General features: G+C 65.3%; 2 protein-coding genes and 1 pseudogene. 1 reads left to right on the top strand and 2 read right to left on the bottom strand.

Annotated elements, in window-relative coordinates; genetic code table 11:
- Together ACXJKR_RS33545 and ACXJKR_RS33540 are read right to left on the bottom strand one after the other, a co-directional pair.
- A pseudogene (locus ACXJKR_RS33545) lies at positions 1 to 263 on the bottom strand (hypothetical protein); the annotation flags it as partial.
- A gap of 138 nt (positions 264 to 401) precedes the next feature.
- Positions 402 to 704, bottom strand: a complete 303-nt coding sequence (locus ACXJKR_RS33540) for a c-type cytochrome (protein ID WP_056201431.1) — start codon at positions 702 to 704, stop codon at positions 402 to 404.
- 59 nt (positions 705 to 763) lie between these two features.
- Between ACXJKR_RS33540 and ACXJKR_RS33535 the strand changes: the two genes are divergently transcribed.
- Positions 764 to 953, top strand: a 190-nt coding sequence (locus ACXJKR_RS33535; RefSeq protein WP_457326540.1) for a TIGR04438 family Trp-rich protein, incomplete at its 3' end; no start/stop codon positions are given.

The raw sequence follows: 953 nt of genomic DNA, 5'->3' as shown, positions 1-953 counted from the left end.
GGCATGAAGAGGTAGGTGCCAGCGGCAGGGCCGGCCAGTACGGCGGAGAAACCTTGCACGGATTGCTTGTTCAGCAGCGGCAGCGAGTTACCTCCGGCGCCGCTGGCGAACTGGCCGGTGGTCGGACCTTCGGCGAAGGTGTTGGCCGGCATCAGGGCCCAGCCTTCCAGCGTGGCCGAGGCGGCCTGGGCAGTGCTGGCGGCGAACAGGGCAAGGACGGTCGTCGCGAGCGCGGCGGGCTTCAGTGGGCAAATGGAGTTCATGGGCGATGCCGTGGCTGCGCGCAGAACAGCCTGCGCGGCGCGGATYCTTGGCAGCCGCCGTGACGCGCCAGTGACGCGTCGCACCACCCGGAAAGCAGAACAGGCCCCGCAGGGCCTGTTTTCAAAAGGGTGACGGCCTTATTTGACCGTCAACACCCACTTGGCCAGCGTCTCGGCCTCGGCCGGGCTGACCTGGGTGTTGGCTGGCATGGGCACGGGGCCCCAGACGCCGGAGCCGCCCTTCTGGATCTTCTCGGCCAGCTTCTTGTAGGCGTCCTTGTCCTTGGCGTACTTGGCCGCCACGTCCTTGTAGGCCGGGCCGACGAGCTTCTTGTCCAGCGCATGGCAGGCCATGCAGTTCTTTTTCTGCGCCAGCTCCTGGGTGGCGAAGGCGGCGGGAGCGACGACGAGGGCGAGGCTGAGGATCAGAGCATTCTTCATGCGAACCTTTCGGGGCGTTGGACTACAGTGGTTGCAAAGATACCTGAAGGAGAGCCCGCATGGGTTTCGTGTTGATTGGCGTGCTCTTGATCGTGCTGCGGCTCGGCGGCTGGGTCCAGTTCCACAAGGACGATTTCTGGGCCTGGGTCATCGTGCTGTCGCCCTTTGTGCTCGCTGCGGTCTGGTGGGCCTGGGCAGACTCCAGCGGTCTGACGCAGAAGAAGGCGATGAACGCGCTGGACGCCAAGA

This window comes from Roseateles sp. P5_E11 (assembly GCF_054049355.1).
The sequence above is the reverse complement of the archived record's forward strand: the minus strand, read 5'-3'. Positions and strand labels throughout refer to the sequence as shown.